Source organism: Stieleria bergensis, from assembly GCA_007745635.1.
Lineage (GTDB): Bacteria > Planctomycetota > Planctomycetia > Pirellulales > Pirellulaceae > Stieleria > Stieleria bergensis.
Genome location: CP036272.1, coordinates 798,781 through 817,564 on the forward strand (window position 1 = coordinate 798,781; position 18,784 = coordinate 817,564).

The 18,784-nt window shown below is 55.5% G+C and carries 15 protein-coding genes; 7 read left to right on the forward strand and 8 right to left on the reverse strand.

Annotation, left to right across the window (positions count from 1 at the left end):
* Nucleotides 1-68: 68 nt before the first annotated feature.
* The 3 genes from SV7mr_RS02500 to SV7mr_RS02510 all read right to left on the reverse strand — a co-directional run bounded on the left by SV7mr_RS02500 (nt 69) and on the right by SV7mr_RS02510 (nt 3,102).
* On the reverse strand, nt 69-575 hold the full coding sequence (locus SV7mr_RS02500; protein WP_145268920.1) for a hypothetical protein: 507 nt from the start codon (nt 573-575) through the stop codon (nt 69-71).
* Nucleotides 576-763: 188 nt separating this feature from the next.
* The gene (locus SV7mr_RS02505; protein ID WP_145268922.1) at nt 764-2,146 is read right to left on the reverse strand and encodes a DMT family transporter; all 1,383 of its coding nucleotides are present in this window, start codon (nt 2,144-2,146) and stop codon (nt 764-766) included.
* Nucleotides 2,143-3,102, reverse strand: a complete 960-nt coding sequence (locus SV7mr_RS02510) for a PP2C family protein-serine/threonine phosphatase (RefSeq protein ID WP_145268924.1) — start codon at nt 3,100-3,102, stop codon at nt 2,143-2,145. The genes SV7mr_RS02505 and SV7mr_RS02510 overlap by 4 nt, the downstream gene beginning before the upstream one ends.
* Nucleotides 3,103-3,517: 415 nt before the next feature.
* Here SV7mr_RS02510 and SV7mr_RS02515 point away from each other — a divergent pair, with 415 nt between their 5' ends.
* Nucleotides 3,518-4,027: an SET domain-containing protein gene (locus SV7mr_RS02515; protein ID WP_419187997.1), complete on the forward strand. Its 510-nt coding sequence runs from the start codon at nt 3,518-3,520 to the stop codon at nt 4,025-4,027.
* On the opposite strand, the gene SV7mr_RS02520 is transcribed toward SV7mr_RS02515, so the two are convergent.
* Both SV7mr_RS02520 and priA read right to left on the reverse strand, forming a co-directional pair.
* On the reverse strand, nt 4,003-4,218 hold the full coding sequence (locus tag SV7mr_RS02520; RefSeq protein WP_145268928.1) for a hypothetical protein: 216 nt from the start codon (nt 4,216-4,218) through the stop codon (nt 4,003-4,005). The two genes, SV7mr_RS02515 and SV7mr_RS02520, sit on opposite strands and share 25 nt — an antisense overlap.
* A 624-nt stretch (nt 4,219-4,842) precedes the next feature.
* A complete protein-coding gene (gene priA / locus SV7mr_RS02525; RefSeq protein ID WP_419187998.1) occupies nt 4,843-7,389 on the reverse strand; it encodes a replication restart helicase PriA in 2,547 nt (848 codons plus the stop codon).
* 402 nt (nt 7,390-7,791) lie between these two features.
* Between priA and nadD the strand changes: the two genes are divergently transcribed.
* Nucleotides 7,792-8,487: a nicotinate (nicotinamide) nucleotide adenylyltransferase gene (gene nadD, locus SV7mr_RS02530; protein WP_145268931.1), complete on the forward strand. Its 696-nt coding sequence runs from the start codon at nt 7,792-7,794 to the stop codon at nt 8,485-8,487.
* 15 nt (nt 8,488-8,502) lie between these two features.
* Here nadD and SV7mr_RS02535 read toward each other — a convergent pair whose 3' ends face one another.
* Both SV7mr_RS02535 and SV7mr_RS02540 read right to left on the reverse strand, forming a co-directional pair.
* Complete coding sequence (locus SV7mr_RS02535; RefSeq protein ID WP_145268933.1) at nt 8,503-9,027, reverse strand: NADPH-dependent FMN reductase; 525 nt, start codon at nt 9,025-9,027, stop codon at nt 8,503-8,505.
* Between the two features lie 138 nt (nt 9,028-9,165).
* Nucleotides 9,166-9,870 (reverse strand): hypothetical protein, encoded by a 705-nt coding sequence (locus tag SV7mr_RS02540; RefSeq protein ID WP_145268935.1) that lies wholly within the window; start codon nt 9,868-9,870, stop codon nt 9,166-9,168.
* Between the two features lie 437 nt (nt 9,871-10,307).
* Between SV7mr_RS02540 and SV7mr_RS02545 the strand changes: the two genes are divergently transcribed.
* On the forward strand, nt 10,308-12,194 hold the full coding sequence (locus SV7mr_RS02545; protein ID WP_145268936.1) for a transglutaminase-like domain-containing protein: 1,887 nt from the start codon (nt 10,308-10,310) through the stop codon (nt 12,192-12,194).
* A gap of 81 nt (nt 12,195-12,275) precedes the next feature.
* Here the strand turns inward: SV7mr_RS02545 and SV7mr_RS02550 are convergent, their stop codons facing one another.
* Complete coding sequence (locus SV7mr_RS02550) at nt 12,276-12,704, reverse strand: bis(5'-nucleosyl)-tetraphosphatase (protein WP_145268938.1); 429 nt, start codon at nt 12,702-12,704, stop codon at nt 12,276-12,278.
* Between the two features lie 671 nt (nt 12,705-13,375).
* On the opposite strand from SV7mr_RS02550, the gene SV7mr_RS02555 reads away from it, so the two are divergent.
* From SV7mr_RS02555 to SV7mr_RS02570, 4 genes are all read left to right on the forward strand, one after another.
* A complete protein-coding gene (locus SV7mr_RS02555; RefSeq protein ID WP_145268940.1) occupies nt 13,376-13,939 on the forward strand; it encodes a cob(I)yrinic acid a,c-diamide adenosyltransferase in 564 nt (187 codons plus the stop codon).
* A gap of 476 nt (nt 13,940-14,415) precedes the next feature.
* Nucleotides 14,416-14,754 carry a P-II family nitrogen regulator gene (locus tag SV7mr_RS02560; protein WP_145268942.1) on the forward strand — a complete coding sequence of 113 codons (339 nt, stop codon included), beginning with the start codon at nt 14,416-14,418 and terminating at the stop codon, nt 14,752-14,754.
* A 119-nt stretch (nt 14,755-14,873) separates the two neighbouring features.
* Complete coding sequence (gene glnD / locus SV7mr_RS02565; RefSeq protein WP_419188439.1) at nt 14,874-17,459, forward strand: [protein-PII] uridylyltransferase; 2,586 nt, start codon at nt 14,874-14,876, stop codon at nt 17,457-17,459.
* A 391-nt stretch (nt 17,460-17,850) separates the two neighbouring features.
* Nucleotides 17,851-18,507, forward strand: a complete 657-nt coding sequence (locus SV7mr_RS02570; RefSeq protein ID WP_145268946.1) for a hypothetical protein — start codon at nt 17,851-17,853, stop codon at nt 18,505-18,507.
* Nucleotides 18,508-18,784: the final 277 nt, after the last annotated feature.

The window sequence follows — 18,784 nt, forward strand, 5'->3', positions numbered from 1 at the left end:
CAGAAATGAAAAAACGCCTCGATGATTCATCGAGGCGTTTTCGTTTGAGTCAAGAAGTAAACGTCAGCTTACTCTGGCTTCTTCTTACCCTTCTTGGCAGGCTTTGCTCGGCCTTGCAATCGCTGAGGCAGCTTGGCCTTTTGTTCGTCGGTTAGCAAGGCAACAATTTTTTTCATCATTTCCATGCGTTGGCCGTTCGACTTCTTCAGCGCGGCAACTTGTGCTTCGGTGAGTTTGAGTTCTTTATTGGCAGCCGCTTGTGCTTCGAGATTCTTCTTGCCGTCTTTGACCAGCTGCTGAACCAACTTGGTTCGCTTTTGCATGAGCTCGGTTGTCAAGCCGGCTTCTTCGCGCTCTTTGCGCATGCTAACGACCGACTCTTTGGCCATCGCGGTGATCTTGGTGGTCTGTTCTTCGGTCAGTTCCAAGTCGCCAAGCTGTTTCAGCACGCTGGCAGCAGGGTTACGACCTTTGCCTTTTTTGGCATTCTTGGGTTTGTCTTGGGCGACAACAGTGGTGGCGATCAGGACCACGCAGCAAAGTGTGATGCCACGCAGGAGCGAGCGTTTAGTCATGGGGGACCTTGTTGGGGAGGAGTTTGCAGAATGACAGGAGAGGCTGTTCGGCAAAAGGGAACCTTGCCAGCCTGCGACCATTCTATTCTTAACGGACTCGCTGGTGGGCGCTGGCGGCGGATTTCAGCGAAATCTGAAACGTTCACACCGTTGGGCATTAGGCAGGGCTGAGATCCAGCAAGCAGGGCTTAATCGGTCACCACAATCGAGGCTCGCGTGCGTCGCGCCAGAATCATCAATCCGGTCAACGTGAGCACCAAACCAACGACCAAGGTGACGGTGATCGGTTCGGAAAACAGGATCACTCCAGCTGTGGCTGCAAGCGCAACCTGAGAGGCATTGATCAAGTTCACCGCCACCAGCGGCAGACGCTTCAGCGAAGCGGTCAAGGTGATGAACGCGATGAAATTGCACAGCCCGGCAAAGCTCATCCACAGCCAGCTGCGAGCATGAATTTCGCTGATCTGAATCAAGCCGAGCTGGATGAGCGAATAGCCCCACAGCAATCCGACACCCACAGCGCCACTGATCAGCATCAAGGTCGTCGATCCGATGCCATCGCGCAAACTGCGACGCATCGCAACGCCAAAGTAGGCGTAGGTCAGTCCCGACAGGATCGCCCAACCGGAACCGAAGATGATTTGCCAGGCGCGTTTGGACGAGGCCGCTGAGCCGACGGAGGCGGATTCTGTCACCGTGCTGTCGTTGCTCAGCCCACTTGGGCTTGGCTCCGCAGCAATGCTTGCTTGATCCGTCGCGGCGAGCTGTCGTTTGGCTTCGGCCGGTGACTGGGAATCCATTGAGTCTTGGCTGGGAATCGCCAGCACCACAACGGCGGTGATCAGCGTCAACATCGCGATCAGTTTGCGCAGTCCGATCGACTCCTTCAGGATCACGACACCCAGAATCGCACCACAGACAATAATCGTTCCCAGCGTGATCGGAACAACGGTGGAGATACCGATCAGCTCGAGTGCTTTTTGAAAGGCAACGTTGCCAAGGAACTGGGCAAAGATCGCAGCGACGGTGAAGTCGATCAGCCGTGTCCGAGTGTGACGCGCTGATGGCGTGGCACGCTTTGCCGGGTTTGCTGGCCGACTGTGGGTGTGACTGGATTGTTGTTTCCACGCCCAGTGCATGACAATCCAAGGCGTTAGCAAAACAAGATTGGGAGTCGCTTTCATGGCGGAAACGACATAGGGGTTCACATCCACACATTGCCGCAGCCCGATGTTGGACGCCGTGTAGAGGATTGCCGACAGCAGGCCACAGAGGGGGCCAATGGCTTGTTGCCAGGGAGAGAGCACCGGTCGCGGCCTGGGAAGCGTTTGGTCCCTAGGAGGTGGAGGCGGCCAGGGTTGGTCCGCCGCATCAGCGTTCTCAGCAGAGGTGGTGCCTGCTGTGAGCGAAAGATCTGGGCTGGAAAGATCTGGGCTGGAAAGATCTGGGCTGGAAAGATCTGGGCTGGAAAGATCTGGGCTGGAAAGATCTGGGCTGGAAAGATCTGGCTGATGTGATGGACCCGACGCCTGATGATTGTGATTGGCCAGTGGTTTGGGTTGAGAGCTCACCTGCGCACGTCTTTCAGGCGATCCAGTGGAGGGATCTGTGGGCAGGTTGGTGTCCATTCTGGATCGGTCTCAATCGGTGCGTCTTGATCAATAGGAGTCTGTTTCGGCGTCGGCCGGCACAGCACGACGGTGACATTATCGTCCCCGCCACAGTCGTTTGCATGCTCGATCAAGGACCGACACACAATGGAGGCATCGGGTTCTGCCTCAACACGAGCGGCCAGTTCCTGAAGGTCCAAATAGCGATACAGGCCGTCACTGCACAGCAAGATGGCATCATCAGGTTGCAGAGCCACTTTATGGACTTCCGCCAATAACTTGCGTTCGGTCTGACCGCCAAGCACATTCCAAAGCACGTTGCTCCAGCGGCTGCTGGCTTCTTCCTCTGGTTTCAGCCCACCGGCTTCGACCAGCTGGTGAGCCAGGGTATGGTCGGTGGTGATTTGGTTGGCCTGGCCATTGCGAATCAGATAGCAACGACTGTCGCCTGCATGAACGACATAGAGGTTGGGCCAGGAAACATAGGCCATCGTCAGCGTGGTGCCCATGCCTTGATGCTGACGATTTTCACGCCCTTTGATCAAAACACGCTGGTGAGCGTCTTTGAAAAGTTCCTGTAATGATGTGATGAAGTCTTGTTCTGCCTGCTGGCCGTCAGATTGAAAGAACCAATGCACGCTGTTCAGCAGGCGAGCGATCAGGTGTTCTGCCGCGATCCGGCTGGCTTGCTCCCCACCTTGGTGGCCTCCCATCCCATCGGCGACCAGCAAGATTTGGCCCTGGAGACCACCAAAAATTCGTCCGACTTTGATCTCCGCTAAGCTTGATGCCGAGACCAGCATCGACTTGGTCATCTCAGCGATCAGAAACTGATCCTGGTTCGATGGCCGCCGTTTGCCCGGATCGGTCATGCCATAGGTGTCTGAGCAAGTGAACTCAAAATCGTTGTCCGACACGGCGCTACCTTTGCTTGATACTTTCGGTGCTGTGTATGATCTGTTACGGAGGATGGCCAGCAATCACGCGTGTCTTTTGGCAAACGTTGTGATGGCAGATCCACCTCAGCGGTCGATCGTTCCGACTGTCACCCAGTCTTCCGTCAAATCATTGTGTGGCCAGTGATTGTGTGGCCAGTGATCGTGTTGACAGAGACGATGGCTGCCTTGTCATTGTAGCGGCTGCGCAGAGATCGGCTAAGCAACAAGGGACTTTGGTTTCTTGATTGTTGGCCTCGTTCCTGCGAATCCCTTTAAACGGCATGGTGATTGTGTTCCTGGCCAGCTTCATGGAATTGGGTGATTGATTCTGGGTGAAGTTAAGTTAAGAATAGGTGCATGTGGGCCTGTTTCGGAATTTGAATGTGAAAGTGTGATGGAACTCTCAAAAAAGCGTCGCAAGAAGCTGCAGCAATCGGTCGAAGCGTATTACGGCTACCGTCGTTATGAAGACCGTGATGTTTATGTTTACGACCACGGTGGCAAACTCGGCTGTGGGGTTTTCGCCAGTCGCCAGTTCTTCCCTGGCGAACTGGTGTTTGAAATCACCGGTCAGATGATCCGCGCGGACAAGTACGATGGTTCGGTTTACGCCATGCACTTGGATGATGACTGGTATCTGGAACCGACCATTCCAGGCGCCTTCATCAACCATTCCTGTAGCCCGAATTGCGATCTGATTCAGGTCTCCGATGTTAGCAACGGTCTGGTTGCCCGCTGTAACATCGAACCCAATACCGAATTGTGCTTTGACTATCAGTGGGATGCACAGTGGTGGATTCCCAAGTGTCAATGCGGTTCGCGAAATTGTCGCGGCTGGGTTGTGGCTGAGGAGAAGGTTAAGAAGATGAACCGCATCGCTCAGCGCAACAAGAAAGCCAAATAGGGCTTGTTGAGAAAGAGAGATTTGGTGCGCGCTTGCAACACTGCTTTGAACAGGGTTGCATCCTGGCTGATGTTGCGTTTTCCTATGTTTTCTGGGGATAATTGCGATCTCATCGAACCGGGGCTGGGTTCGTAGGCGGCCGTGCTTGCACGCACCAGTGAAATGGCATCGCACAGTTGGGCTGCAATCACGTGGATTTTCCGCCTCCGCACTACCAGACTCGAAGATCTTCAAAGCAGTAGTGCTTGCACAGACCTTTCGATAACATCCTTCCGCTGGCGGGAGGATCGGACGCGGTAGCGGCCGGGGAGGGCTCCCTCTGTGCACTGCTGGCTCGGTTGGTAGAGCCACCTCTGGCGAACGCCAATGCAGCAGATGACACTTGCTCTCTCGACGGAACGCCCAAAAGCAAGTGTGGAACACCTACGGCGCAGGGACGTCCAGGCTGATGTATCTTCGTCCAACAGCATCAGGGAAACACACCACGGTTGCCAGCGAGATCCCATCGCGCGGCTTGTCATCACACCGAAGTTTCCGAACGCCGTCGGTGTTCTACAACTGGTTCGGGATAGCCCCTTGGAATGCAATCAGGTGCAAGCCTTATCGCTCAACGTCGCCAAGCGCCTTGCACCCGAAACAACAAACAAGCAGTCAAGCCAATCAAAAAGCAAGGTGTTCGACTCAATCTGCAAGCCCCAAATAGCTCCAGCGGATTGGACTCGATGGCACGCTGATTTTGCCTTCGGTGAGTTCAAGATTCGCAATCGTTCAATGGCAGTTCTGCTGCTCGATCTCATGATCGAGCGGTGGCTCGCTTACAGCATGTCTAACGGGTCGATGTCGACCACGTACTGCACGTCTTCTTTATCAGGGATCTTAAACCGATCGGTAGCGCGACGGATGGTGGCTCCCAGTTGCAGTGGGTCCAAGCATTGCAGCAAGATGTGAAAGCGAAACTTGCCGCGAAGCTTCGCCATCGGGGGTGGAGCCGGACCAAGGATCCGGACCTCGTAGCCCAGCGCCGTCCTTGAGGCCTCTAAGCGCTGTGTCAAATCGTTGGCTGCGGCTTCGGCCTGTTCTTCGACACTGCCGCGGAGAATGATTCGAGCAATCGATCCCAGCGGAGGGTAGTTAAATCTTCGTCGGCTTTGCAATTCCGCGTCGGCGAAGGTTTCATAATCGTGGCGAGACGCCGCTTGAATGGCTTCATGTTCAGGCGAAAAGGTTTGCACGATCACTCGGCCACCGCGTTGACCGCGTCCCGTTCGTCCGGCCACCTGCGTCACCAATTGGAAGGTGCGTTCACTGGCGCGAAAGTCAGGGAAGTGCAGTGCTCCGTCAGCGTTGATCACGCCAACGAGTAGGACGTTGGGGAAGTCCAGCCCTTTGGCAATCATTTGCGTGCCGAGCAGCAAGTTCAGTTCGCCGCTTCGAAACGCTGACAGCACTTTCTGGTGGCTGCCAGGTCGCCGCATGGTGTCGCTGTCCATGCGGGCGACGTTGGCTTGTGGGAACTTGGCACGCACTTCCATTTCTAATTTCTGTGTTCCCAGGCCTCCATAGCGAATGCCATCGAATCGACAGGCTGGGCACCACGGCGGTGTGCCAATGGTGTAATCACAGTAATGGCAGACCGCTTTGCCACCATCACGATGGTGCGTTAGTGGTAAATCACAATCCGGGCAGGACACCACATGACCGCAGGCCGGGCATTGAATCGTGGTGGCATAGCCACGCCGATTGAGCAGCAAGATCACTTGACCGTTTTCGGTTAGCGTTTCTTTGACCGCTTGGGTGAGTTGTCGAGTGATGGCGCCACCGCCACCGCGTTGATCCCTCGCTCTCAAGTCCACTAACTGCACACTTGGCATGGGGCGGTCGCCAACGCGTTTGGGCATGCTGATCAATTCAGCGACGCCGGTTTTGGTGGCGTGCCACGATTCTAAAGACGGCGTCGCACTGCCCAATAGCAACGGGATGTTGAGCGATTTGGCCCGTGCGAAGGCCACCTTTCGAGCATGGTAGCGCGGCTGGGTGTCCTGCTTGAACGAGTTGTCATGCTCTTCGTCTAAAATGATTAATCCTAAACGTGGCAGAGGCGCAAAGACAGCGCTGCGGGGGCCGACGACGACCTGGACGTCGCCCCGTCGAATGCGTTGCCACTGGTAATGACGTTCTGCCGGCGTCATCTGACTATGCAGGACCGCGACCGAGGAGAAACGCCGTTCAAACCGACCACGAGTCTGCGGTGTCAAACTGATCTCAGGAACCAATACAATCGCCGCACGGTCGTATTTGACCAAATGCTCGATGGCTTGAATGTAGACCTCCGTTTTCCCGCTGCCGGTGACCCCGTGCAGTAACAGTGTTTTGGCTTGTCCGGAATCAATGGCAGCGACAATCCGTTGATAAGCGTTGGCTTGGTCCTTGGTCAACGGATGGGTCTCGGTTTCCTCTCCGTCACTTTTTTGAGTTTGCAGCGACGGAGTGCCGGTCATTTCACGGCGCTGCTGCGTGGTCACCAGTCCCTTTTTCTTGAGCGCTTGAAGAGGCGCCTGAGTGCATTCTGCCAGCACGGTCCACTGCGGCCCGGTGAGTGGTTTTTCAGATTGAATCAAGACCGTCAAGGCGCGTTTCTGTTTGGGCGGTAACGCTTCAAGAACCTTGGGATCACGCGCTTTGTGCTCTGCACTGTAATACGTCTGTTGCCGTGTGCCCGCCGATGAGCGAACGCTGGCGGGGATCAGGGCATCAAAGATCTGTCCCGCCGGGCATTGGTAGTAATGGCTCATCCAAAGAACCAAGCGTACCAAGTGACTGTCGCAGAGCGGTTGTTCATCCAGAACCGTCCCCACAGGGCTTAGCTTGCGATTGCTGGCAGCGTTGTGGTCGATCTGAGTGCACCAGCCAGCGGTTAGTTTCTTGCGTCTGCCCAATGGGACTTCGACTCGCATTCCAGGACGCAGTTTTTCCAGCAGTTCGCTCGGCACACTGTAATCGTAGGGCCCATGGGGAGCGTCTCGGAACACGACGCTGGCGATCGCCAATTGCTGGGGCTCTTCCAGTTCCCAGGGCGGTGGATCCAGTTCAAACAGCTGCCCTTGCTTGATCTCGGGTTGAGCCGGCTTTTTGGCGCTTTGTTCGCGTTCTGCCAGTCGGCGCTGGGCCAGCTCCTCTTCGCTGAACTGTTCCCAGTCCGGCAGAGTCATGTCAGTGCCAGAATTCCGCGGCAGAGCGCGTTGCCGAATGGCTGGTTGCTGATGGCTGGGGGGTGGGCCGCTGGCCGCATTGCCTGAGCTCGGATCAGCCTGTGAACCGTGCGGGTCCTGGGGAAGATCGCTTTCGGAGGGAGATTCAGGCATGTTGGCAGCGCAGACTGGAATGGGTGAGCGTGGGAAGACGATTCTAACGGGAATCATTCGGATGATCAGGGGACACCCCTGGTCGGGCCGCCGAATTGCGTCGCAAATCGAGCAAGCTTGTCTTGGACACACCAGGCTTGTCTTGGATACACCAGGCTTGTCTTGGATACACCAGGCTTGTCTTGGATACACCAGGCTTGTCTTGGATACACCAGGCTTCAGGTCACCGGCGGGGCGGCGGAAGCCCGAGGTGCCTTGCCCAGGAGCGGGGTTTGAAGCGAGCCGAGACGCTGGTTTTAGCCCTCCAGCCTGTGAACCGATCGGAGCGGAACACGTTGCCAAGGTGCTCGATGGCGAGCATTTTGGTGCTGCTTATTTCTGACGGTCCAGGCATGCGTTAGAATGCAGCGTTTTGAAGTCTTGCCTTTGCAAAGAGAGTGTCGGATGCGGTTGGGGATTTTCGGCGGTTCGTTTGATCCAGTGCACCTTGGTCATCTGTGGATTGGTGAGGCGGCGATGGAAACCTTGCAACTGGACCGGCTGGCTTGGATTCCCACCGCGACCCAACCACTGAAACCAAGTGGTGCAGCCGAGGACGCGCAGCATCGATTGGCCATGCTTCAGCTAGCCGTTTCGGGGCGTGAAGGCTTCGTTGTTGATCCTCGCGAGATTCAACGCGACGGTGTCAGTTACAGCGTTGACACCGTTGGCGAAATCAAACAAGAGCATCCAGAGGCCGAATTGTTTCTGATCATTGGCAGCGATTCGTTGGCAACCATGCCGCAGTGGCATCGGCCGGCCGACTTGCTCTCGATGGTGACCTTGGCTGTGGTGCAACGACCGACCGATCAGACAGCAAGCGATCAGGCAGCAACTGATCAGACTGGGCAGGCTGCACTCGATTTTTCCGTGCTCGATGGATTGGTCTCGCCCGAGCGACGGGCAGCATTTGAAGCCGCTGTGATTGCGATGCCACAGATCGAGCTTTCTAGTTCAGGGATTCGCCAGCGCGTCGCCGCGGGGCAAAGCATCCGCTATCAAGTCCCCGCAGCGGTGCAGATGTATCTTCAGACACACCATTTGTATGTGCAGGAGTGATGGTAACGTGGGCTGTTAACCCCTGTTGAGCGCGTCGCTGATTCGAACGGTTTCGTTGACCAAGCCTTCAAGACGCTTGGCAACATCGGGGTCACTGATGGTGTCTGCTTGAAAAGCGTCGCCTAAGGCATAGACGAATCGAGGCACAATCAGGCAGCGGAAGTCCAGCATCAGGCTGTTGGCCAATCCTATGCCGCTCATGTAACTGCCCGCACCCCCAGCGGCTAACATCATGGCGACTGTCTTGCCGGTCCATTTTTTGCCGGTCAGTTCAATCGCGTTCTTCAGAGCCGCGTTGACATCGAAGTTGTAAACCGGGGAGGCAATGAAGACAGCTTGGGCAGCGTGAATGAGCTGGCCGAGACGAACGACTTCAGAATCGCCGTAAGCGCTGGCTCCATCACACAGGGGCAGAGCAGATTCTGCCAAGTCAAACCACTGAACGTCACGCTGTTGGTCGCTTAACTGTTGCCGACAGGCCTTCGCCATGATGCGGCTGCGGCTGTCGGGATGCAGGCTGGCGCTGAGGACCAAAAACATGAGCGAGCTCTCTAGAGGCTGGTAAACGATTGCACAAGGAAATCGTATGCCAAGACTGGCAGAGCTGACAAGTGGCAAGAGAGGCTTCAAGCGAATGAAGCCCGTTCTACGCTAGCGAACGCACGGTGAGCGGACAGGCTAGCAGCATTCAGAATTGTTTTCGCTGTCCATGCCCAGATGGTTTTTCAGCAAGGTGAACTTGTCATAGTAGCGTTCACTGCTGCTGTGGACATGTTCCGCTTCGGTGATGAATTTGATCTTTTCATCTGGATACACGTCGCAGTCAATCATGGTCTGCTTGAACGCATCCAGTGGATCGCCATAGGTGATCAGCAGTTTGTGTTCATCCAGTTGCACCTCTTGGCGGCGAGCAGGGTTGATCACTGCGATTCCCGTGCAGCCGTCATTCAGTAGCACGTCTTCATGGTCCAGCAGCATGCTCTTTAGGACGGGCATGTCGATGTGTTCGCGATACAGGTCATTTTGCTGTGGCGCGAAGTGATGGCTGGTTTCCAGGACGACATCTACCACCGGACCCAGGTGATCAATCAGCTCTAGAAACAGATCCATGATCCGGTTCCGCGTTGCCGCTGCCATGATCACAGGCGTTTCCAGGTTGCTCATTTCGTCGACGTACTTGTCGTAACGAAAGCCTTGTCGAGGAACCACTTGCAGGTCATAAGACGGACGAATCGCATCGGTCAATTCAAATGCGTCGTAAGTCTGAATTCCCATATGGGTTTGCAGTTCTTCGTCGGTTAAGGCTTCAAAGCTCCCGGGAGAAAATTTCGTTCCGAGATCGTCTGTGGTGTTGTTTCGTAGGATGCGTTTCAAAAAGCCCATAGCGGAGCGATCCGTTCAGTCGTGGGGGAAATCGAGGGGGCGATCGATTGAGAGAGAATGCGTGGGGCAATCGCTCTACAGCCAACGCTAGGTCACTCCTTGACGAGCGTCCCCCAAATCACACCACTCTGTCCGACGACGCTGGATTTTGCCGCCGCAGCTTTGACTTAACTGCAATAATCACTACAGGCGTTACAGTTGGCCGTGGCAGGTTCATGGCAAACCCTACCCTGAGCACATCCATTGGCGGAACTTGCCTCGACCGGTCGATTGCACCTGTGTGCCAGTCGTTTGACGCGACGCTTACAGCAAAGCAAGGCTAGGCTAGGCAGCAAGGCAGTCGCAGCGCGGCCAGTGTGCGACATCGCTGGCCACACCGTGGGCCAACAGACCGGGAAAGCATTTGGCGACAAGGTTCAGGACAGGAGCCTGGTGAATTGAAAGTTTCAAAACGAAAAGCGTCTGCCGTTCTCTGCCTGCTGCTGTGCGTGGGTTGCGAACCGTTGATCCCACCGCGGCCGCCGATCGAAGGCCAACAAGCGGCCACCGCTGCAGCGCAGGGTCCATCGGAACAGGGAGCATTGGCCGGCGGCCAGAATTCTCCGCCTCCAACTGCGGTCGGCGATTCGGCAAAAGACGCCGTGCCAGGTGTCGTCGGACAGGAAGCCATCACGGAGTGGTTCGAAGGGCCATGGGGGCAATGGTATCTGCATCGTCGCGGTGGCAAAGTCATCGGTGTCACCCATTTTGATGTCGACAAAGTGCTTGATCGCCCACTGCAGACGCCCAACGAACAACAGGTGGATTACACACGCACGCGGAGCATGTTGGTTGAACAGGGTTCACTGCGTTTCGTCCGCAGCCAAACGATTCAGTTTCGTGAAGCGGAGGACGGGCACGTGCGGCAATTTCAGTTGTCCGATCAAGCCGGACCGATCCAGAATCGCCTGACAGGCACGTGTGTGCGAGAGCGTTTGAATCTGTCGATCGATCAATCCGGTCAACAGTCGCGACAAGCGTTGGCTTGGTCGCCTAAAACGCGCGGCATGTTTGTCGCGATCGAATCGTTGCGGCGACGAATGGTGGAAGTCGGTGAGATTCGACGCTTTCAGTTCGTCTTGCCCTCGTTGCAGGAAATCGGCACCCTGCAATTGGAGTGCTTGGGTGACGCCTCGGTGCCGATGTTTGATGGCTCTTATCAAAAACTCCGTGAAGTTGAAGTCACCACCTTCCGGCAAGGTGTCAAGGATCAGCTCGTCGTGCATTGGGTCAACGACCAAGGCAAAATCCTACGCACGCTCGATCCCCAGCAGCACGTCGAATCCTTTGCTGTCGAACGCGCACAAGCCGAGTTGTTGTTTGACCCTCCCAAGGAAGATCAATGGTTGATTGATCTAAACGTCAGCAAACTCAATCTGGACCCCAGCGAGCCTTCTCCCAGTGAAGCACTCGCCCGTCAGTTGACCTTGTTTCAAAAGACCAACCGCCTGGGCCGCGTGGCTTACGAAATTCAACTCGCCGACGAGGGGGATCCCAGTGATGCCAATTCGGTTCACAAGCAGTTATTCACTTCGGTGCCCAGTTTGCCCGGTCAGCAGGTGCGGCACACGGAGGGCAGTTGCCAGGTCTTGATTCAGCAATGGGACCATCGGGGGCTGATTCAAACCACTCGTGATGAGCGTGACAAGCAAACGTTTGATGTGGATACCGAGCAAGCCTTTGCTGTGCCCACGCAGTGGTTGGATGCAAACGCGACGGTCGTTGGTAACTGGTCACGTCTGCTGATCGATCAGCCCAGCGTCAGCGATGTCTTGGATTTGGCTCGACGGATGACGAACCAGTTGTCGTTGGAACTGCAAGGGCCGTTCCAACCCGCATCCGCAGTGCTCTCTAAACGAAAAGGTGGCACGATCGATCATGCCGTTGCATTGGCTGCAATCTTGAGGTCCAAGCAGATTCCCGCGCAAGTTGTCTTTGGGATTCATCGGTCCACCTACCAAGGCCGATTAGGAGACTATCAGGATCAGGCAGCCAACGGCGAGGTGTTCTCTGTGACCAGTGTTCCGCTGAACGAGCAAACGCAAGCGGGGCAGCCAGCCGTTGCACCAAAGGTCTGGGCGCAGGCATCTGCTTGGGTTCTGGCCAAAGTGGATGGGCGCTGGGTGAGCATCAACGCAGTGAACGCCAAATTAACGACGCCGGATTATCTGTGTTTGATCGTGCCCCAGCCTGAGGAAGATTTGCACGCGGCGTATCAGCGTTTCTTTCGGTCGTTGCCCGGATTAACGTTTGACCTTCGAGCCCTGTTTGGCGAAGGGCACTGAGGGTGACTCCGATCCGATGCAGTCCTCGTGCTATCGGATCAGACTCTGGGACAGGCAGAATCTGGGCAGACAGGAATTGGGTCAGGAGGTTGAATGCAAGTGCTGCGCGACGGCGGCTAGCAGTCCATCGATCGTTTGCGTCTGAATTTGGTGTGGCGGATTCCAGTCAAACCATTGAAACCCAATGTGCTCTGTCAACGTTGGTGTGAATGTCTCCGCGACCCAGCCAAGGAAGTAGGTCACCTCTTTGTTCACCGGAGTGGTCTGGTTGGGATACTGAACGGGATAGTTCAGCTTGTATTCAAAGTCGGGATCAAGTTTGATCTTGTCCGCCGTTAATCCTGTCTCCTCTTGTGTTTCCCGTCGTGCGGTTTCTTGGATCGTTTCTCCCGCTTCGCGATGCCCTTTGGGAAGGTCCCAGCGGTCGCGATGTTGTAACAACAGAAATTGTTTCGGAGTCGATTCGGTCAGGATCAAAATGCCTGATGCGGAGCTGTTCTTGGTTTGCATGACGCCAGTGCATGGGGCTGGTAGGGACAGCGTTGTGAAGCGTGTTGAACGTGATTGGTTCTTGCGGTCGACTGTCCCCGCGAGGGGGAATTTGTCACGAACGCGGCAACGGGACCGACGAAAGGTGACAAAGTGACTGATCGGAGGAATCTTCTTTCTACTTTCTCCTGCTAATTTTGCTGTCAGTTTACCGCTAACCGAATTGTCATGCGCTAGCCTTCGCGAAGTCGGCAGGCTGTCAAGCTTTGCCTGGGAACGTGACAATGCGGGCGCTAGCGGTGCATTTTTCGCAATTAAACTCTGATGCTAATGGGGCGGTTCTTGTCCAGCGGTGGGTTGGCGACTGCCATTGGGACTGGTTGCCATCGAATCTGTGAAGGAAGCTCTGGTGTGAAATTGGTGCTCAGCTCAAGCAAAGGCTTGCCAGTTGATGACAATCCTCTATTAATGATCCCAGAAAAAAACACGCAAAGGGGTTTTTTCAAAGCGCCTCCGGAGCAGTCCAATGCGGGGTGCAGCTGGAAACAGTCTTGGTAAGTGTTTGGACACACAGACGTGTGGTTTAGGGTCATTGGCGATGACCGGGGTTGCTCAATGAGATTGACAGCACATGAGCCGCTGGGATTCGGCCATCATCGCAACGGAATTGGTTTGGCATAACTGGCAGATTTATGAAGATCTATACGCGTACAGGGGATTCGGGTAGCACAGGTGTTTTCGGTGGGCCGCGGGTCCCCAAAGACGACATCCGGATCGAGGCCTATGGGACGGTCGATGAGCTGAACGCCGCCATCGGATGCGTTCGTGTGGATGCCAATTCCGGCGACCTGGAGAGCATGGTCGATCAGCAGTTGGATCAGATTCAGCGCGAGCTTTTTTCGATTGGTGCTGAACTAGCCACACCGGTTCCGGATGATTTTGATTTGCGAGTGATCGATCAGGTGCACATTGGCCAGTTGGAGCAGTGGATCGATCTGTTGGAGGAATCGCTGCCGCCGCTGAAGCAATTCGTGCTGCCCGGAGTCGTCCCGGCGGCGGCGAAACTGCATTTGGCTCGAGCCATCTGCCGGCGTGCCGAACGCCGAGTGATCACGTTATCACGTCAGTCCGGGGTCGATGTTTCGAACGCTCTGATCATTTATCTCAATCGGCTCAGTGACTATCTCTTTGTGCTCTCGCGTTATGTCAATGTGAAAGCGGGCGCCGAAGAGCGTCACTGGACGCGGCCTAGCTAGGCTGGATTTGGACCGGCAGTGGTGTTTGACGCCGCGGTCATCGCTGCGGTGCCAGTCCTTGGGCGATCTGTTGCCTTGCGAGGCGTTTTGCATGCAGATGAGGATTTGGGGGCACTTTCCCCCATTGCCCGCCACTGGTTTGGCGATTTAAGACTGCAGATCCCCCTGTGGTGTCTCCCCGCTAGTAATAGTTTCTTCACAGGCGTTACAATAAGGGGCGTCTTGGCTTGCTCTTGGTGCCTAAACGAAGCACCCATTTGACAAAGCATGGGCTAGGCTTTGCCAGTTTGTTTTGCAAACGGTGTGAACATGTTTGGTGCCATCGAATTGGTCTGTCCGATCAATTTGCCGACCGGTGACTCGCTGATCGCGATTTGATCAGGGAAACCACCGCCCCCGCATCCATTCCAGAGCAAGCCAGGATAAGATTGTGGGGATACCACTGAGATTTAGACTGCATTCGCTGAGGCACTAACGTGAAAAAAGTTGAAGCCATCGTTCGTCACTTCAAGCTGGAAGATGTCAAGAACGCCCTCACCGACCAAGGCATCCACGGGATGACCGTCAGTGAAGTGCGTGGGTTTGGGCGTCAGAAGGGCCACACGGAAATTTATCGAGGCACGGAGTACGCTATTGACTTCGTTCCCAAGGTCAAGATCGAGGTCATCTGCACCGATGACAACCTGGAAACGGTCGTCGACACGATTCTGCAGACGGCTCAGACCGGGCAGATCGGTGACGGGAAGATCTTTGTCACCAACTTAGATGATTCCATCCGGATTCGGACCGGTGAGCGTGGCGAGGAAGCCCTATAGGTTGATCCTCTCATCCAGCACCTTGAGCGTTCAATCGCCAAGGACTCTGGTAGGAGCCGCGTCAGCAGAAATTCATGGGATTCACATCGTTATCTGAAACCGTTTTACGGGGACGGGAGATGCTGCGCGAAGGCCGCGAGCGTTGCCGTCGCCTTCAGGAGGCTGGGTCACGTGGATCGCAAATGTCGACCCTGGTCAGCGATCTTTATGACGATCTGGTCCTGCTGGTCTGGAACCAAGCCTGCCAGGAGCATTTTGGTGGCAAAGTCCCCAGCGGGTTAGCACTGGTCGCACACGGCGGCTTTGGGCGTCGTGATTTGGCGCCGTTCTCTGATGCGGATCTCATGCTGATTGTCAGTGCGCGAGCGACCGCCGATGGTGAACGCGTCGCGCAATCGCTGTCTCGAGACTTGGTCGACATCGGACTGGAGGTTGGATTCTCTATGCGCAGGCCAGGTGAAGCCTGTGCCCTCTCTTGGTCGGATCCCGTGATCTTCACTTCACTGACCGAGTCACGGTTTCTTGCCGGCAGCTTGAAAATCTTCAGCAGCTTCTTCGAATCACTTCGTCATGGAGCACGTCGTCGAAGTGGTCCATTGATTCGTAGTCTGATGGCGGCCCGACGCGAAGAGAAACTGCGTTGGGGCGACACCAGTCATCTCCTGACCCCGAATATCAAGAAGTCGCGCGGCGGCCTGCGTGATATTCAAATGATGCGTTGGATCGGTTTTGCCAGGTACGGTGAAGTTGATTTGGAGCGATTGTTAAAACTGGGCGCACTGAGTGAAGAAGATTATCGCGAGATTCGACGCTGCTACGAATTCTTGATTCGTCTGCGCAATGAACTGCATGTCCGCGAAAATCGAGCCCAAGATGTGTTGGATCGACCGACGCAGATGGTGATTGCCGAGGCCTGGAGTTACCCAGGCGGTGAAGGCATGCTGCCTGTCGAAGCCTTCATGCAGGAATACTTCGATGTCAGTCGCTCGGTGCGATACATTGCCAGATTCTTTGCCGATGATCATCGCCCTCGCCCGATCTTCGCTCGAGTGATGGAAACCTTGCGCGCCAAACGCATCGGCCAGGGCATGATGATGGGCCCAGAACATGTTTGGGTCGAAGCTCACGCGCTGCCAGAGTTTGTCAGCAGTTTGCCTAGAGTGCTGCGATTGATGAGCCTGGCAAACCTGCATGGTAAGCGGATCCAGCACCATACCTGGCAGGCGATCCGCACGGCCATGCAGCAGCGCAAGCCGGAGGCGCCAGATGCGGAATCCGTGGGGGCGTTTTTATCGCTGCTCAGCAAGCGAACGCGATTGGCTCCGCTGCTGCGGCGACTGCATGAGCTAAGGGTCATTGAACAGCTGATTCCCGAGTTCAAGCATTGTCGTGGTTTGCTGCAGTTTAATGCCTACCACAAGTACACCGTCGACGCGCACAGCATTCGAGCGGTTGAGGCCGTGACTGAGTTTGCTGATGATCAGTCGGCCATGGGACGTCGTTATCGACGTTTGAAAGATAAAACTCTGTTGCACTTGGCGCTGTTGATTCACGACATTGGCAAAGGCTTTGAAGAAGACCACAGTGTTGTTGGTGCGCGGATGGCACGCGCGATCGGTGAACGATTTGAACTCGATCACCGCAGTATCGAGATCCTGGAATGGCTCGTGCTCAAGCACCTGGCAGCCAACACCGTTGCCTTTCGTCATGATTTAAGTGATCCCACCATCTTGCTGGACTTTGCCAAAGAAGTAGGGTCGATCCGTCGCCTGGAACTGCTGATGGTTCATAGCGTGGCGGATTTGGCTGCCGTGGGGCCCGGAGTGTTGACGGACTGGAAGCTCAAGTTGATGGAAGACTTGTATCTGCGGACCCGGCGTTACTTTGAAATGGGTGACATCTACGCCGATCAAGAATCATTAACCCAGGACATTTGCCAGCAAGTGGCGTTGCATCTGCCACCGGCCGAAGAGGCTGCCACGGCACATCGCATCTTGTATCAATGTCCACTTTCGCTGCTGCGTCGCGAACGGCCAGAGGATCTTGCAGAGCAGCTGTTGAACATCGCGAAGCAGTTGGATCAGGGCGCGACGTCGGTCTGCTATTTCCACTTTGATCCGATTACCTCTGCGATTCGCTACGTCGTGATCCACCGACCCTCTGGACGGCAGGTCGGTGTCTTTGCTCGCATGGTGGGCTCTTTCATGGCTTGCGGGATTGATATTCTGCGCGCCGAGATCATGTCGGTTGGAGATCTGTTGTGGGATGAGTTCTGGGTTTCAGACCCCGATCATCCTGATCAGCCTCCACCAGAGCGAATCGCCAAAGTGATTGCGCTGGTGGAGAAAATGCTTGCCGATCCAGCCGCACCCTTGCCCGAACGAAGACGTACTTGGTCCGTTGGCAAACAGAAGGACAGCCCCGAAGTTCATGTGCTGCCAACGAAGGTTGTCTTTGACAACGAGACGCTGGATCGTTACACAATCCTGTCTGTGTTCGCCTATGACGAATCCGGGTTCTTGTACCGCATCGCATCCAGCTTGGCCGACCTTGACGTCGACTTGCATTTTGCCAAGATCGATACGCACCTGGATCAGGTTGCTGATGTCTTCTATGTGACCGAAGAGAACGGTCAACAGATCAGCCGTCCGCAGCGTCAAGAACAGATTCGCGAAGGATTGTTGAACGCCTTGACCGGCAAGTAACCTGTCTCTCTGCAAACGCGAAGCTTCCGTGGGATTGGTCTCTCGTTCCACGCCCTTGTGACTTTTCGGCTTGGCTGGCCTGCGCAGGCGTGGCAAGCTTTGCTGACTTGCACGCTTATTCGGCTTGCCAGCTGATCGTTCTGCCGATGAAACATGTCATGCAAAACACTCCACTTGCAACGACTGACGAAACCCTGGTTGTCGAAACGGAAACGCCAGCATCGTCTGCGAAAAACACTTGGGAATTCATGTGGGGAATTTGCACTTCGTCCCTGGCGCGTCAACACTATTAGTAACGAGTCGGACAAGTATGGATACTGCCACCGCCATCTGGGATTGTGTTCATGCAGTGTTCCCACACCCTCTTTAGCAAATCACATGGATGTTTCTCATGCGTATTTCAAGCCTCCTTGCCTTGGCACTGGCAGCAATGGCGCTGCTGATTGCCAGCCCAGCCACTCAAGCTGATTATGATTTCAGCGCGTTGTTGGCCGACGTCGACTTTAAAGACGAAGCAAAGCCCGCCCCCGTGAAGCCTCAAGACGGCTTCAACTTACCTCCTGCGACCCAGGTGCCCGCCAATCAGCCATTGGCCTTTCCCGAGCTGCCAGTCGCCAAAATCGACCAAGCCGCTGATCAGGTTGAAGCAGTTGCTCCACAACCGATTGCCGATCATGAGCACGTTGCTACAGATCATGTTGCCACACCGCACGCAGCGCCCTGCAACAGCTGTGGACATCAACACATCGGAATCTGTGAGCGAATTGGCGCTCAGGTTCATGGCCGTATTCAGCACGTCGGTTGCCAAACCTACTCCGTTCCACGCCTGCCAGTGAGCACGTTCTACCAAAACTGGCGCAGCAACGCGTGCAACGTGCACGTCTGGGACGGCTTTCACAACCACTGCCCATCCAAGCTCGACATGTCGATCCGTCACCTGGGCCCTTGCCACTGCGGAAAATGCCGTGGCGGTTGTGGAACATGTGACAAAGGCTGTGCATCAACTCCTTGCGACGCCCCAGCTTGCGACGCTCAGCCAGCCAGCTGAACGCCATGCATTTGAACCGGTGATCTGATTGACCTTCCGAGTCAGTGCGGTCACCGTGCGGGAGCCAGAGTCGTGATGGCTTGACGCCCCACCAACCTTCAACGCGGCCCGACACCTGTCCGACCGTTTTCTCTCCCTTGACATCGTTGTTCGAAGAGCCGTTTCAGTAGCCCCTGCTGCTGTGTTGGATTCGCGTTTTTCGAACATCTTGCCGGAACGTGTTGATTTGCGGGATCCTATCCCGCTGCAAAATCAAGGCCGTCTCACAGCCATGTGA

Excerpts from the sequence above, each read along its gene's own strand:
- SV7mr_RS02535 (WP_145268933.1), bottom strand. The coding sequence starts at position 9,027 with ATGTTTTTGGTCCTCAGCGCCAGCCTGCATCCCGACAGCCGCAGCCGC.
- nadD (WP_145268931.1), top strand. The coding sequence starts at position 7,792 with ATGCAGCGTTTTGAAGTCTTGCCTTTGCAAAGAGAGTGTCGGATGCGG.
- glnD (WP_419188439.1), top strand. The coding sequence starts at position 14,874 with ATGCTGCGCGAAGGCCGCGAGCGTTGCCGTCGCCTTCAGGAGGCTGGG.
- SV7mr_RS02555 (WP_145268940.1), top strand. The coding sequence starts at position 13,376 with ATGAAGATCTATACGCGTACAGGGGATTCGGGTAGCACAGGTGTTTTC.
- SV7mr_RS02515 (WP_419187997.1), top strand. The coding sequence starts at position 3,518 with ATGGAACTCTCAAAAAAGCGTCGCAAGAAGCTGCAGCAATCGGTCGAA.
- SV7mr_RS02550 (WP_145268938.1), bottom strand. The coding sequence starts at position 12,704 with ATGCAAACCAAGAACAGCTCCGCATCAGGCATTTTGATCCTGACCGAA.
- SV7mr_RS02500 (WP_145268920.1), bottom strand. The coding sequence starts at position 575 with ATGACTAAACGCTCGCTCCTGCGTGGCATCACACTTTGCTGCGTGGTC.
- SV7mr_RS02570 (WP_145268946.1), top strand. The coding sequence starts at position 17,851 with ATGCGTATTTCAAGCCTCCTTGCCTTGGCACTGGCAGCAATGGCGCTG.
- priA (WP_419187998.1), bottom strand. The coding sequence starts at position 7,389 with ATGCCTGAATCTCCCTCCGAAAGCGATCTTCCCCAGGACCCGCACGGT.
- SV7mr_RS02540 (WP_145268935.1), bottom strand. The coding sequence starts at position 9,870 with ATGGGCTTTTTGAAACGCATCCTACGAAACAACACCACAGACGATCTC.